We start from the raw sequence: 13,334 nt of genomic DNA, 5'->3' as shown, positions 1-13,334 counted from the left end.
GCGGCGGCCGCTCCGCATCTCTGTGCGTGAAGGCCTTCTCCTCGCAACGCATATCGCTGACGTTTGGAGAGCGTTCTCTTGATCCGCCTGTACTACTCCATCAACGACCGCTACCCGGCCTATCGCGTCGACCTGTCCGAGCTGGTGGCGCATTCGCTCAAGGACCTCGGCGTGAACACCGAGTGGTACATGGCGCGCGATGCGCAGGCCGGCGCCGGCGAGCGGCGCAGCTACCTCGGCCAGGTGGCCCATGTGCCGGCGGCGTGGAACTCCTGGTGGGGGCGGCGGCTGAACCGCCTGTCGTACTGGCTGGCCGACTGGGCCGGCATCGCCCGCGCGGGCGCCGGGCAGTTCGACGTGATCCAGGTGCGCGACAAGTACCTCGCCTCGCTGGTGGCGCTGGTGGTGGCGAGGGCGAGCCGCAAGAAGTTCGTCTACTGGTGCTCGTTCCCGTATCCCGAGTTCGCGGTCGAGATGGGCGAGCAGACCCCCGGCTTCAAGGGCTGGCTGCTGCGCACCAAGGGGCGCCTGGCAGCCTGGCTGCTGTACCGCGTGATCATGCCGGCGGCCGACCACTGCTTCGTGCAGAGCGAGCAGATGCGCGAGGACCTTGCCGACTACGGCATTCCGCTGGCGCGCATGACCTCGGTGCCGATGGGTGTGCCGCCGCGCCTGCTCGAGTGGACGCGCGAGCGGCACCAGGACATCGTGCCGCAACGCATCGTCTACCTCGGCACGCTGTCCGCCGTGCGCCGGCTCGACGAGATCGTGCGGGCCTTCGCGCTGGTGAAGCAGCGATGTCCGCAGGCCACGCTGGTGATGGTGGGCGAGGGCGACACGCCCGACGAGCGCTTCGCGCTCGAGTCGCTGGTGCGCAGCATGGGGCTGGCTGATTCGGTCACCTTCACCGGTTTCGTCCCCATCGAGCAGGCCTGGGACCTCGCCGCCAGCGCATCGGTGTGCCTGTCGCCGTTCTATCCGACCAAGATCCTCGCCTCCACCTCGCCCACCAAGCTCATCGAATACATGGCGCTGGGCCGGCCGGTGGTGTGCAACGACCACCCGGAGCAGTCGGCCATCATCCGCGACAGCGGCGCCGGCGTCTGCACCTTGTGGGGCGCCGAGCACTTCGCCGAGGCCATCGTCAGCCTGCTCGACTATCCCGAGCAGGCCGAGGCCATGGCGGCGCGCGGGCCCGGCTGGGTCGCCGCGCACCGCACCTACACCGTCATCGCGCGCAAGGTGCATGCGCGCTATCGCGAAATCGTGGGGGCACGCGGATGATCAGCAGCCGCTATTCCGGCGAGCGGGTGCGGCGCGGCATCGTGCACTTCCTGCTGGGCAAGGGCGTCTCGGCCGTGTGCGGCTTCCTGGCCATGGTGCTGGTGGTGCGTGCGCTGTCACTGCAGGCCTTTGCCGACTACACCGTGCTGGTCGCGCTGGTGGAACTGGCCACCGCGCTGTCGGGCCTGGGCCTTGGGCATGTGCTGCTGCGCTACGTGCCCGAGCTCTACGAGAAGCAGTACCGCCTGTCGCTGCGCCGGCTGGTCTGGGGCGCCATCGGCATGCGCACGGTGGCGATGGTGCTGCTGGCGGTGGTGCTGCATGGTGCGTCATCGGGCCTGGCGCAGCTGGTGGGCATTGCCGGCGGCGGCGCGGTGGTGAGCGCCTTCCTGGCGGTGGTGGTGCTGCGCTCGACCGGGCACTTCTTCTCGCAGGTGCTCGAGTCCACCCTGCACCAGGGCATTTCGCAGACCGGCTTTTCGCTCGCGGCGCTGCTGCGGATGGTGGGCATGGCCTGGCTGATGCAGCGCGGGGGCGAGGTGTCGCTCATCGACGTGATCTACGTCGAGGCCGCGGCCGACGCCGCCTGCATGCTGGTGCTGGCTGCCGGCCTGGTGAAGGTGCTGTACGAAAAGGCCGCCGCCACCGAAAGCGCAGCCGACGGCCGGTGGATGCAGGGCCGCCTGCGGGCCATGGTGCGGTTTGCCGCGGCCGGCTATGTGCAGCACCTGGCGATCCTGCCGTATGGCGGCAACACCAACCGGCTGGTGGCCGGCCACATGCTGTCCGCACCCGCGGTGGCGAACTACGGCTTCGCGCAGTCGCTGTACGAATACCTGAAGCGCTACCTGCCGGCCCAGCTGATGGTCGGGCTCATCCGGCCTGTCATCGTGGCGCGCTGGGCGCGCGAGCGCAGCTTCCCCGCCATTGCCGAGGTCAGCAGCCAGGTGGTGCTCATCAACGTGCTGCTGGTGGGCGGCGTGCTGGCCGTGCTGGCGGTGGCCGGCCGCGAGTCGCTGGCGGTGATCTCGGGCGGCAAGTACGCCGGCGAGTCGCTCGCGGTGCTGCTGGGCCTTTGCGTGGTGCTGTTGCTGGAAACGCAGCGCCAGCAGATCGAGGTGCTGGTGCAGACGGTGGAGCGCTACGAGGACCTCATCCCGTCGAATGCGTTGGTGGCGGCGTCGGTGCTGGGTGCGGTGCTGCTGCTGCCGGCGCTGGGCGCGCTGGCCTTTCCGGTGGCCAACGCCTGCGGCCTCATCGCCGGCAACCGATGGGTCGTCTCGCGGCTGCGCCAGCGCGGCTACGACTACCGGCACGACTGGCGCGGCAGCATGCTGGTCGGGGTGGCCGGCGCAGTCTCGGTGGCCGGCGGCTGGCTGCTGCGCATGGCCGGTGTGCACTGGGCCGCTGCCGCATTGCTCGTGGCGCTGGTGTTCACGCTGCTCGCCTGGGTCATGCTGGGGCCCAGTCTGCGGGCCTTCGCGCAGGACCTCGCCGGTCGCGCCGGCCCGGGTGGCGGCCTGCCGCCGGTGGCGCCGCCGCCGACCCCGCCTGCAGGCGGCGCGCAGCAGCGGCCGTTGCGCATCGCCTTCGGCGTGCTGTCGTCGAAGCAGTCCGAGCAGTTCATCGACGAGATCGCGCGCGCGGTCGCACCCCACCCCGTCTACGTGCACCACGACTTCACCAAGGTGCCGGTGCTGCAGCCGCTGCAGCCCAACGTGACCGTGCTGCGCGACCCGGTGTCCACCGCCTGGGGCGACTGGTCGCTGGTGGCGGCCACCATGCGGCTGATGGAACGGGCGCTCGAAGACCGCGAGGTCACGCATTTCCAGCTGCTGTCCGAAAGCTGCCTGCCGGTGCGTCCGGTGGCCGAGTTCGAAAGCCACCTGCGGCGCGAGCAGCCCGACTTCATGATCGACATGTGCCCGCTCGATGAGCCGCAGTCGCTGCTCAGCCACGGCTGGCGCTACCTGTCCGAGCCGGGCTGGCTGCGCCGTGCCGCCCGGCTGGCCACGGTCTGGGCATGGCAGCGCGCCGGGCATGCGCAGGTCAACAACATCAACCTGCAGCTGGCCGGCGTGGCTGACGGCCCGGTGGCGCGTGTGCGGCAATGGGTCGGCTACCAGGTGCTGATGGCCATTGCCTGGCGGCACCGCAAGCGGCTGCGCTGCCTGGGCGGGCAGCGCCTGGCCATCGGCAGCCAGTGGTTCGGCGCCAGCCGCCGCGGCGTGGACTGGCTGCTGCGCACACGCGACGCGCTGCCGCGGCTCACCCGCCACTTCGAGCGCTCGCACATCCCCGACGAGGCCTACCTGCACACGCTGGTGAGTTGCGCGCAGGCCGCCGGCCTGCCGCTGGTGGTGCGCCCCGGCAACCACGCCCTCTACTGGGACGGCTGCGGCACCGGGCCGGATGCGCTGGCGGCCGCCGACCTGCCGCGGGTGCTGGCCTCGGGCCGTCATTTCGCACGCAAGTTCCCGCTGGAGGCCGGCCACGACGTGCGCACCGAGTTCCTGCGGCGGGTGCTTCCATCGCAAGCTGCCCCTCGCGCCGAAGCGGCCGCAACGGTCAACTGATCCTCGCCGATACACCGAAGTCGAACGACCTGAAAGACATGTCGAACATCACCCCTGCCCAGGCCCATGCCCGCCTGATGGAGCGGCTCAAGGCTGCCCATGCGCCGCTGCTGCCGCTGCTGTCCGGCCGCCCCCTTCACTATCTCGACGTGCCCATGCACGGCAACGTGGGCGACCTGCTCATCATGGCCGGCACGCTGAAGTTCTTCGAGACGCACCGCCTCACGCCGACGCGCAGCGCGATGTATTTCAACTACGACGCCAGCTGGGCGCGCAGCGGTGACGTGCTGGTGTTCCACGGAGGCGGCAACTTTGGCGACATCTACGGCCCGTTCCAGGCGTTTCGCGAGCACCTCATCGCCAAGCGCCCGGACTGCCGCATCGTCGTCATGCCGCAGAGCCTGCACTTCGAGGACCCGGCCGCTTTCGAGCGTTGCAGGGCCGTGTGCGCCGGCCATCCCGACCTGCACATCTGCGTGCGTGACGAGCATTCGCGCCTGGTGGCGCAGCAGCTCACCGAACATGTGTACCTGATGCCCGACATGGCCCACCAGCTCTGGCCACTGCGCCGCACCCAGCAGGGGCAGGGCGTGCTGCACCTGCGCCGCCGCGACGGCGAGGCCGCCGCCGGCGGCAGCGGCGCAGCCAGCGGCAGCTTCGACTGGGACGACCTCATCGGCCCGGGCTGGCGCTTCACGCTGCGGCAGATCGAGCGCGTCGTCACCCAGGCCGGCCGCCGGCTCGGCGCCCAGGGGCTGTTCGGCAACTGGTTCGCGCACTGGTGGCAACAGCGGGCCGACCGCATCATGCAGCGTGCCGTGGCGCTGTTCTCCCGCTACGAGCGGGTCGAGAGCGACCGCCTGCATGCGCACATCCTGTCGTGCCTGCTGGCCATGCCGCACCGTGTCGACGACAACAGCTATGGCAAGAACAGCCGCTACATCGCCGCCTGGACGCACGCCAGCCCGCTGGTCGAGCTCAATGCCGGCGCGCGCCGTGCCGGGCCGGTGCCGCAGGGCCCGGCCGACGAAGCCGCCGGCACGCCGGTGCATGCCGCCGCCGCCACCGGAGGGGCCGGCGCATGAAACGAGCCGACATGCCCACGCTGCTGAGCATCAACACCTACCACTACCGTCGCGGCGGCTCCGACGTGGTGTACCTCGACCATGCGGCGCTGATGGAGGAACTGGGTTTCCGCAGCGCCTTCTTCTCGATGCAGCACCCGAAGAACCTCGACACGCCCTGGTCGAAGTACTTCATCGAAGAGATCGAGTTCGGGCACGAGTACTCGCTGCTGCAGAAGGCGGTGAAGGCGACCAAGGCCGTCTATTCGTTCGAGGCCCAGCGCAAGCTGCGTTCGCTGCTGGCCGACCACCCGGTCGACATCGCTCACCTGCACTGCATCTACCACCATCACTCGCCGTCCATCCTGTCGACGCTCAAGCAGGCGGGCGTGCCCGTCGTCATGACGGCGCACGACACCAAGATGATCTGCCCGTCGGCCAAGATGCTCAACCGCACCGGGGTGTGCGAGCGCTGCCGCGACGGCTCGCTGCTCAACGTGGTGAGGCACCGCTGCGTGCGCGATTCGCTCGCGGCCAGCGCGATCGTCGCGGTCGAGGCCGGCGTGCATCGCTGGCTCGACAGCTACCAGCGCCACCTCGACAAGGTGGTCGTGCCCAGCCAGTTCCTGCGCGACAAGTTCATCGAATGGGGCTGGCCGCGCGACCGGTTCGTCTACATCCCGAACTACGTGGACGCGCCGCGCTTCATGCCGCGCTACGAGCCGGGCGACCACGTCCTCTACCTGGGACGCCTCGTCAAAGAGAAGGGCGTGGCGACCCTGCTGCGTGCCGCGCACGAGGCCCGCGTGCCGCTCAAGCTGCTCGGGACCGGTGCACACGAGGCCGATTTCAAGGCACTCAATGCATCGCTTGGGGGCAAGGCCCAGTTCCTGGGCTACCAGAGCGGCCAGGCGCTGCATGAAGCGGTACGCCGTGCACGGGTGGTCGTGCTGCCGACCGAGATGTACGAGAACGCACCCATGAGCGTTCTGGAAAGCATGGCCCTCGGAAAGCCGGTGATTGGTGCGCGAATCGGTGGCATTCCGGAACTGATTGTTGAAGGTGAAACAGGATGGATCTTCAAGAGCGGTTCGGTACCTGATCTGGCGCAGTGCTTGCAGAACGCGATGGCGGCCTCCGATGCGCAACTCATCGAGATGGGCCGTGCCGCGCGGCGGCACGTGGAACAACGCTTCCACCGCGCGGGCTATGTCGACGCGATGCTCAACCTCTACGCCTCGCTGGGCGTGCGGGTGGTGTCGTGACGCCGCGTCTGCCGCTACAACGGGCCGGCAGGCCGCCCCGCCCACCGCCCGTGCAGGAGGCCCGCCCACGGTAGCGACCGGCAGGCGGGGTCGCGATGAAACGCCTGAACGTCCCCCGCTTGCTCAACGTCAACACCTACCACTACCGCCGAGGCGGCTCCGACGTGGTGTACCTCGAACATGCCGCGCTGATGGAATCGCTGGGCTGGAACGTCGCCTACTTCGCGATGCACCACCCGAAGAACTTCGAGACGCCTTGGTCGCGTTACTTCATCGACGAACTGGAATTCGGACACGACTACAGCCCGGCGCGCAAGCTCGTGATGGCCACCAAGGTCATCTATTCGTTCGAGGCGCAGCGCAAGCTGCGCGCGCTGCTGGCGGAGCACCCGGTCGACATCGCCCATGTGCATTGCATCTACCACCACCATTCGCCGTCCATCCTGCCCACGCTGCAGCAGGCCGGCGTGCCCGTCGTGATGACCGCGCACGACCTCAAGCTGCTCTGCCCGGCCTACCGCATGCTCCAGGACGACGGGCCGTGCGAGCGCTGCCGCGACGGTTCCGTGCTGAACGTGCTGCGCCACCGATGCATGCGCGGCTCGGTGGGCGTGAGTGCGGTCGTGGCGGCCGAAAGCGGGCTGCATCGGCTGCTCGACACCTATCGCAAGCACCTCGACAAGGTGGTCGTGCCCAGCCGCTTCTTCCTCGAGAAGTTCGTCGAATGGGGCTGGCCGCGCGAGCGCTTCGCCTACATCCCGAACTATGTGGATGCTGCCGCCTTCGAGCCTTGCTTCGAGCCGGGGCGCTACTTCCTCTACTTCGGCCGGCTGGCGCCCGAGAAGGGCGTGGCCACGCTGCTGCGGGCCGCGCACGAGGCCGGTGTGTCGCTCAAGGTGGCGGGCACGGGGCCGGAGGAGGCAGCGCTGAAGGCGCTGTCGGCGTCGTTGCCGGGGCTCGACGTGGAGTTCCTCGGCTACCGCAGCGGCGAGCCCTTGCACCAGCTGGTGCGCGGCGCGCGTGCGGTGGTGCTGCCTTCCGAGTGGTACGAGAACGCACCGATGAGCGTGCTAGAGAGCATGGCGCTCGGCAAGCCTGTGATCGGCGCACGCATCGGCGGCATTCCCGAACTGATCGACGAGGGCGAAACCGGATGGGTCTTCGAGAGCCGCTCGAAGGCCGAACTCGCGCAGCGGCTGGCGCAGGTGCAGCACGCCGGCGATGCCGACCTTGCCCGCATGGGCCGCGCAGCACGAGCGCGCGTGGCCGAACAATTCAACCGTTCGCGCTACCAGCGGGCCACGCTGGAGCTGTATGACTCCCTGGGCGTGGCGCTGGCCGAACCTTCATGACCTGGACTCAGATGACAGACCGACCGAAGACCTTGCGCATCCTCGGCACGCGCGGCGTGCCGGCCGCCCATGGCGGCTTCGAAACCTTTGCCGAGCACCTCTCGCTGCACCTGGTGGAACGCGGCTGGCGGGTGGTGGTGTACTGCCAGGAAGACGGCGCCGGCCCGATGTTCGAAGACCGCTGGCGCGGGGTGGAGCGGGTGCGCATCCCGGTGCGCGCGACGGGGCCCAAGGGCACGGTGCAGTTCGACTGGAAGGCCACGCTGCATGCTTCGCACCACCGGGACCTGTGCCTCACGCTGGGCTACAACACCGCGGTCTTCTGCGCGCTGCTGCGGCTGCGCGGCGTGCCCAACATCATCAACATGGACGGCATCGAGTGGTCGCGCGCCAAGTGGGGTCCGGTGGCCAAGACCTGGTTCTGGTTCAACGACTGGGCAGGCTGCTGGCTGGGCGACCACCTGGTGGCCGACCACCCGCAGATCAAGGTGCACCTGAGCTCGCGGGTGCGCGCCGACAAGATCACCACCATCGCCTATGGGGCCGACCGCATCGAGTCCATGCCCGAGCTGCCGGTGCGCGAGCGCGGGCTGGAGCCGGGCCGCTACCTCACGCTGGTGGCAAGGCCGGAGCCGGAGAATTCGCTGCTCGAGGTGGTGCAGGGCTTTTCCGCGCGGCCGCGCGGCCTGCAGCTCGCGGTGCTCGGCAACTACTCGGCCGACAACGCGTACCACCGCGCGGTGCAGGAAGCCGCCGGCAGCGAGGTGAAGTTCCTCGGCGCCATCTATGACAAGCCGGTGGTGCAGGCCCTGCGCTTCCACAGCGCGGCCTATGTGCACGGCCACCAGGTCGGCGGCACCAACCCTTCATTGGTGGAGGCCCTGGGCGCCGGCAACGCGGTGATCGCGCATGACAACCGGTTCAATCGCTGGGTGGCGGGCGAAGGTGCGCGCTACTTCGGCAACGCCGGCTCGTTCGATCGCGTGCTGACCGAAGTGCTGGCCGACCCGTCGGCGCTCGAGCGCATGCGCGCAGCCAGCGTGCGGCGTTTCGAGGACGGCCTCACCTGGCCGCAGATCCTCGGCGCCTACGAGACGCTGTTGCTCCAGCACCTGCCGCAGGAGGCGGGCAGCGGCGTGGTGGCCGACCGCAAGGCCTGAAGCGCGCACGCCAGGCCCGCGTACGCGAGGCCCGAAAAGCAAGAAGGCCCGCCGGGGAGGGAACACCCGGGGGGCCTTTCCTCTTGTGGAGGAGTCGGGGCGCTTACACCTGAGAGCGGCGGCGTGCCACGTAGCCGACGGCCAGCAGGCCTGCCAGCAGCAGCGCATACGTTTCAGGTTCCGGCACCGGCGTCACGTTGAAGCCGCCGGCGTAGGCACCGTAGTGGTGGCCATAGACCTTCGGGCCGGTGATGAGGCCGGAGATGCGCACCGTGTACAGGCCTTCAGCGACGTTGTCGAAGCTCACGCCGTCGGCAACCTTGGTGTCGGTGTACGTGTTGGTTTCGTCGAAGATCTTCACTTCCTTCAGGTCGAGACCCAGGGTGAAGAAGTTGCCCAGCACGTTCGACAAGGTTTCCACCGACAGATCGCCGATGGTCCAGTCGCTGAAGTTGCGCTTCTTGCCGGACACCGCACCCACGTAGCACTGGTCGAGTCCGATGCCCACCGGGCAGGGAACGTCGAGCGCCTGGGCCGATGTGCCCGCGAGCATCGCCACCGAGGCGCCCGCGGCCAGCAGCAGCTTCTTCGCTACTAACTTCTGCTTCATTTCACTTCTCCCGAAGTTGCAAACACATTGAGGGGACGAGACAAAGCCGAACCACATGACGGGGCGGTCTGAACGGCAAGCTGCATGCCCAGACGGCGTTTCTTCTTCCTGGTTGCTGTCTGGGGATACCGGCCCCTGGCCTTGGCGCAACAACCGCCACTAGGGCTCTTGCACACCTCGATCGGCGCCGGCATGTCGAGCACAACAACGAGGAAGTCGTGTCGCTTGCACATGCGTGCATGCTGCACAGGGCCACGCCCTGCAGGTCAGCTGCGAAGATTCTGTGTTGGAACGCTGTATGAAAACCGCACCACTTACCCACCGTTTCATCGGAGACAGTTGCCGCATTCGCGCGTGCAACAGTCGTTCATCGCAGCACGAACTGGACGTTGCAGCCGCCGGTGGTGAAGTCGTAGGGATAGCTCACGCCGGAGGTGTCGCCGCTGACCGAGCGCTTCTCGTGCGAGACCGAACAGGCGAAGCCCAGGCCGCGGCTGAACTGGTACTTCGCGCCCAGCGTGGCCGTGGTCGTGCGGTCCTTGCCGCTGGCGAACTGCGGAGACGGCGGCTGTCCTTCGAAGGTGAGGAAGAACGCGTCGTCGATCTTGCGGCGGCTGTGCGAGAGGCTCGAATACACCATGATCTTCGAGGTCGCATCCCAGCGCACCGAGGCCTGTGCGGTGGTGCGTCGCTGGGTGTCGTTGGACTGGTCGCTGTACAGCCCGTAGTCGATGTCGGCCGAGCCGGCGTTGCTGTCGTGCGAGAGCGCGAAGCGCATCGAAGTCTTGCCGGTGAGCTTCCAGTCGTAGTTGAGCAGCCCGCTCCAGAACTTGGCCGAGCGCTGTGACAGCGCCGAGTGATCTTCCCGCGTATAGGCCACGCGGGCGCTGAGGGTGCTGTTGCCGGTGGGCGCCCAGGTGGTGGTGAGGTCCACGTCGTCGCGCTTGAACTCGTCGCCCACCACCAGCAGGCTGCCGGGGTCGATGAAGCGCGGGTACTTGCCTTCGCTGTGCCGCGCGCCCAGGCGCCAGCTGAAGAGGTCGCTGGGGCGGAATCGCAGGCCTGCGTTGACCGACGACTGGCGCAGGTTGCGGTTGTCGAACGGCGCCTGGTGTTCGCTCTCGTCGTAAGCGCCGCCGCCTTCGAGGGTCCAGCGCGTCACCACGCCCAGGCGCAGCTGCGCGGCACCGCCGCGCACCGTGACCGCCGATCGCGCCGACGACCCGCCACTGCCGGCCTGCTGCTCGTACTGCTGCAGCGAGCGCCGGTGGTAGGCGCGGACGTCGCCCGACAGGCGCTCGATGCTGGCCCAGTCGAGCTTCACGCTGGCGTTGTGGTCGGTGTTGTCGAGCTGCTCGAGGTTCTTGTACTTGTTGTGGTTGGCCGCCAGGTCGACGCTGAGCATGCCGCGGCCCAGCGGCTGGTCGAGCCCCGCCAGCAGGCCGGTACTGCTGATCCAGTCGTCTGCCTTGGGCGTGCCCGACTCGCTGCGGAACACGTTGCTGTCGTGCGTGAAGCTCTGCGACACGCCGATCCAGTAGGGGCTGGGTTCGTCCTGCGCGTTGCTGCCGATGGCAGCGAAGGCGAGGCAGGAGGCAACGGCGACATGGCGCCGCGGAAGCGGGAGACGAGCGCTTTTCATGATGTTGTGGCGGCTCTTTCGGGCCGCGTGGTCAAACAAGGAACGTCGCCCCTCCACGAGCGACCTGCGTCAGTAGGCGTTTCTGTCGAACAGCATGAGCTTGATCGTGCGCGCGATGATCTGCAGGTCCAGCGCGAGCGACCAGTTCGAGAGGTATTCCAGGTCGAAGGCCACGCGCGCCTGCATCTTGTCGACGGTGTCGGTTTCGCCGCGATGGCCGTTGATCTGGGCCCAGCCGGTGATGCCGGGCTTGACCTTGTGGCGCACCATGTAGGCCTTGATCATGCGGCGGTACTGCTCGTTGTGTGCCACCGCGTGGGGGCGCGGCCCCACGATGCTCATGCGGCCTTGCAGCACGTTGATGAACTGCGGCAGCTCGTCGAGCGAGGTCTTGCGGATGAAGGCGCCGAACGGCGTGACGCGCGGGTCGCCCTTGGTGGCCTGCTGGATCACCGGGCCGTTGTCCTGCGTGCGCATCGAGCGGAACTTGTAGACGGTGATCTCGCCGCCGTCGAGGCCGTTGCGCTTCTGCTTGAAGATGACCGGCCCCGGGGAGCTGAGCTTCACGCCGATGGCCACCGCTGCCAGGATGGGCGAGATCAGCACCAGGATGATGCTGGCCAGCACGATGTCGGACAGGCGCTTGATCAGCCGGTTGGCGCCGGTGAAGGGGGTTTCGAGCAGCCCGACCACCGGTACGCCGTCGATTTCCTGCAGGCGGCCCTGCACGATGCTGATGCCGAAGACGTCGGGCACGAAGTACAGCGACGCGGTGGTGTCCTGCAGCGAGGCGAGCAGCTGCACGATGCGCGGCTGCGACCCGAGCGGCAAGGTGATGTAGACCTCCTTGATGCCGTGGCGCAGCACGTGGTCGCGCAGCTCGTTCAGCGAGCCCAGGCGCCTGTTTCGCGCCTCGGGCGCGAGCCGGTCGTCGATGCGGTCGTCGAAGTAGCCGGCGAAGTCGACGCCGAACTCGTGCTGCTTGGCCAGGGCACCGGCCACGCGCACCCCGAGCGGGCCCCCTCCGACCACCGCGACGGCACGGCGCGCCGAGGGCTGCTGCGCTTCGCGGCGCAGCCAGGCGCCGCCGGCGATCGCCGCGGCGTACAGCAGCAGCGGCGTGCCGACGCCCCAGCCGACGAGCACCCGCTCGTCGAACAGCTTGAAGCTGTCGGTGGCATAGCCGCACAGGGCGAGGATGGTGAGCAGCGTGCTCCACGACAGCAGCACGTCGATGGCGGCGTTCAGCGGTTTCTGCTTGAAGCGGTTCACGCCGGGGAACGACAGCGCGAACACCAGCAGGCACATCGCGATGCCAGAGCGGTCGACCGGGGCACCGCCGGCGATGCTGGCCGCGATGAAGCTGGCGATGATGAGCGCGGGTTCCAGGAAGGCCGAGATGAAGCTGCCGGTGGACTGCGGCGCATTGAGGAACACGCGCGTGTTCCGCTGTTCCTGGGGCATCAATGCAGATCGGTGGTTGTGTTCGAGATGCGCGGTCATGTTCATACCCGGCGTCGCGACATGCCGGCTGCCACGGACGGGCGAGCTACGCAATGTTCACGCCCGGGCCGGCGGTTTGGGGGAGGTGCGCTCACCGGCAGCAACACTTCGTGGCAGCCGCCGGACGCGGGGCATGCGCTGCATGTCCAGAGAGCACCGGCGCATCGTATGCAGCCGCACTCCTTTGTTGAAGGCGTGCGCAATGCAAGCACCGTAACTTGCGGTGTCAATGCGGCAGCGGTCGCATCAACTCATGCGGGAAGAGCAGGAGCGCATGGCAAAACGACCTTCGAGAGGCGTTTGTTGCCGAAAGAATTTCTGCCGCTCAGAGCGTTCTGCCGCGGCGGTACTGGGCGTGCGTACGGCGCTGCAGCGACGTTGCGCTTTCGAGCGCGGCCATGGAGCGGCCGGCATGCGCATGGGTGATGGCCAGCCCGAGTGCGTCGGCCGCATCGCGGCCCGGTTCGCCCGGCAGCGACAGCAGGCGCTGCACCATGTGCTGGATCTGCTCCTTGCGTGCATGGCCGTGGCCGACGATGGCCTTCTTCATCTGCAGCGCGGTGTATTCGGCCACCGGCAGGCTGCAGCTCACCAGCCCCGCGAGCGCCGCGCCGCGCGCCTGGCCGAGCAGCAGCGTGGACTGCGGGTTGACGTTGACGAACACGATCTCGACCGAGGCCGCAACCGGTTCGTAGCGGCGCACCACTTCGCACACCCCTTCGAAGATGATCTTCAGGCGCCCCGGCAGGTCGCCGAGGGCTGCGTCGCGGGTCTTGATGGTGCCGCTGGCCACGTAGTGCAGCTGCGCCCCTTCCACTTCGATGACGCCAAAGCCCGTGGTCTGCAGGCCGGGATCGATACCGAGGATGCGCATGGCG

At 68.3% G+C, this 13,334-nt stretch carries 9 protein-coding genes and 1 pseudogene; 6 read left to right on the top strand and 4 right to left on the bottom strand.

The genetic code is table 11. The annotated features are described in order from the left end of the window. Positions 1–78 precede the first annotated feature (78 nt). The 6 genes from E8D38_RS01450 (at position 79) to E8D38_RS01425 (ending at position 8,701) form a co-directional block, all read left to right on the top strand. A complete protein-coding gene (locus E8D38_RS01450; RefSeq protein ID WP_140625950.1) occupies positions 79–1,284 on the top strand; it encodes a glycosyltransferase family 4 protein in 1,206 nt (401 codons plus the stop codon). After that, a complete protein-coding gene (locus E8D38_RS01445) occupies positions 1,281–3,860 on the top strand; it encodes a beta-1,6-N-acetylglucosaminyltransferase (RefSeq protein ID WP_140625949.1) in 2,580 nt (859 codons plus the stop codon). Before E8D38_RS01450 ends, E8D38_RS01445 begins: the two co-directional genes overlap by 4 nt. Positions 3,861–3,898: 38 nt before the next feature. Beyond that, entirely contained in the window at positions 3,899–4,945 is a 1,047-nt protein-coding gene (locus E8D38_RS01440; RefSeq protein WP_181178884.1) for a polysaccharide pyruvyl transferase family protein, read from the top strand. Beyond that, complete coding sequence (locus E8D38_RS01435; RefSeq protein ID WP_246099303.1) at positions 4,942–6,189, top strand: glycosyltransferase family 4 protein; 1,248 nt, start codon at positions 4,942–4,944, stop codon at positions 6,187–6,189. Before E8D38_RS01440 ends, E8D38_RS01435 begins: the two co-directional genes overlap by 4 nt. Positions 6,190–6,284: 95 nt before the next feature. Continuing rightward, entirely contained in the window at positions 6,285–7,541 is a 1,257-nt protein-coding gene (locus tag E8D38_RS01430; protein ID WP_140625947.1) for a glycosyltransferase family 4 protein, read from the top strand. 11 nt (positions 7,542–7,552) lie between these two features. After that, positions 7,553–8,701, top strand: coding sequence for a DUF1972 domain-containing protein (locus tag E8D38_RS01425; protein ID WP_140625946.1), 1,149 nt, complete (start codon positions 7,553–7,555; stop codon positions 8,699–8,701). A 103-nt stretch (positions 8,702–8,804) separates the two neighbouring features. On the opposite strand, the pseudogene E8D38_RS29450 reads toward E8D38_RS01425, so the two are convergent. The 4 genes and pseudogenes from E8D38_RS29450 to ruvC all read right to left on the bottom strand — a co-directional run. Further along, positions 8,805–9,080 (bottom strand): annotated as a pseudogene (locus E8D38_RS29450) (FxDxF family PEP-CTERM protein); the annotation flags it as partial. Positions 9,081–9,678: 598 nt separating this feature from the next. Then, complete coding sequence (locus tag E8D38_RS01415) at positions 9,679–10,953, bottom strand: porin family protein (protein ID WP_140625944.1); 1,275 nt, start codon at positions 10,951–10,953, stop codon at positions 9,679–9,681. A 69-nt stretch (positions 10,954–11,022) separates the two neighbouring features. After that, positions 11,023–12,417 carry an undecaprenyl-phosphate glucose phosphotransferase gene (locus tag E8D38_RS01410; RefSeq protein WP_140625943.1) on the bottom strand — a complete coding sequence of 465 codons (1,395 nt, stop codon included), beginning with the start codon at positions 12,415–12,417 and terminating at the stop codon, positions 11,023–11,025. A 364-nt stretch (positions 12,418–12,781) separates the two neighbouring features. Beyond that, on the bottom strand, positions 12,782–13,330 hold the full coding sequence (gene ruvC, locus E8D38_RS01405; RefSeq protein ID WP_140625942.1) for a crossover junction endodeoxyribonuclease RuvC: 549 nt from the start codon (positions 13,328–13,330) through the stop codon (positions 12,782–12,784). Positions 13,331–13,334: the final 4 nt, after the last annotated feature.

Source organism: Methylibium rhizosphaerae (assembly GCF_006386545.1).
Classification (GTDB): domain Bacteria; phylum Pseudomonadota; class Gammaproteobacteria; order Burkholderiales; family Burkholderiaceae_C; genus Pseudorivibacter; species Pseudorivibacter rhizosphaerae.
This window is presented reverse-complemented; position numbering and strand designations above follow the sequence as displayed.

Bases quoted from the DNA above. Each gene is read 5' to 3' on its own strand.
- E8D38_RS01430 (WP_140625947.1), top strand. From the start codon at position 6,285: ATGAAACGCCTGAACGTCCCCCGCTTGCTCAACGTCAACACCTACCAC.
- E8D38_RS01445 (WP_140625949.1), top strand. From the start codon at position 1,281: ATGATCAGCAGCCGCTATTCCGGCGAGCGGGTGCGGCGCGGCATCGTG.
- E8D38_RS01410 (WP_140625943.1), bottom strand. From the start codon at position 12,417: ATGCCCCAGGAACAGCGGAACACGCGCGTGTTCCTCAATGCGCCGCAG.
- E8D38_RS01415 (WP_140625944.1), bottom strand. From the start codon at position 10,953: ATGAAAAGCGCTCGTCTCCCGCTTCCGCGGCGCCATGTCGCCGTTGCC.
- ruvC (WP_140625942.1), bottom strand. From the start codon at position 13,330: ATGCGCATCCTCGGTATCGATCCCGGCCTGCAGACCACGGGCTTTGGC.
- E8D38_RS01435 (WP_246099303.1), top strand. From the start codon at position 4,942: ATGAAACGAGCCGACATGCCCACGCTGCTGAGCATCAACACCTACCAC.
- E8D38_RS01440 (WP_181178884.1), top strand. From the start codon at position 3,899: ATGTCGAACATCACCCCTGCCCAGGCCCATGCCCGCCTGATGGAGCGG.
- E8D38_RS01425 (WP_140625946.1), top strand. From the start codon at position 7,553: ATGACAGACCGACCGAAGACCTTGCGCATCCTCGGCACGCGCGGCGTG.